Below are 564 nucleotides of genomic sequence, written 5' to 3'. Positions count from 1 at the left end.
ATGCCTTCCAGCATAGCACGTTTTACCAGCTCCATCAGCTTTTCGTTTTGTTCCAAGCTGCTGTCAATTTCGTCACCGCAATCGGCATCGGCCAAGTAGTTCATATTTTCGCTAATTACTTCGGCTGCGAATAAGATGAAAGTTTTCGTTTCCATGGTGCTTAACTCCAGTTTGCTGTCGATGTAGTTATTATACACCGACAGCATTTAGTATCAACTTTATTTTGAACCTTTTGAGCTCTCCCATCCGTTGTACGCCTTGCAAGCGTAATACTGGATGCCAGTTGTGGTTTTATTAAAACCGGGTTCCGTTTTAAGCAACTCTTCGTGGACTTGCTTCATGGTCGGAATAGTACCAGTGGCAGCCATGCGCTCGGCAGTCTCCCACACCAGCAGCGTTTTACCACGCAACGGGCGACGCGCACCGTTTTTGGTTTCGCAGCGAGTTGGCGCTTTCGGCTCCGCGGATTCATTAGCCGCCTTCTTAGAAGCCTTAGCGGCCTTTTTGTCCTGCTCGAGCTTGGACGGCGCTTGCAGCTTCGGAGCCTTTTTATCCACATTAGCC

Annotated in this window: 2 protein-coding genes; both read right to left on the bottom strand. The window is 48.9% G+C overall.

Annotated elements, in window-relative coordinates; genetic code table 11:
• Positions 1–206: hypothetical protein (locus tag H7U32_RS09645; protein ID WP_204469831.1), on the bottom strand; the 206-nt coding region annotated here is incomplete at its 3' end.
• Between the two features lie 12 nt (positions 207–218).
• Positions 219–564, bottom strand: a 346-nt coding sequence (locus H7U32_RS09640) for a hypothetical protein (protein WP_204469830.1), incomplete at its 5' end; no start/stop codon positions are given.

The sequence above is a fragment of the Bifidobacterium pullorum subsp. saeculare genome (genome assembly GCF_016899725.1).
Lineage (GTDB): Bacteria > Actinomycetota > Actinomycetes > Actinomycetales > Bifidobacteriaceae > Bifidobacterium > Bifidobacterium pullorum_C.
This window is presented reverse-complemented; position numbering and strand designations above follow the sequence as displayed.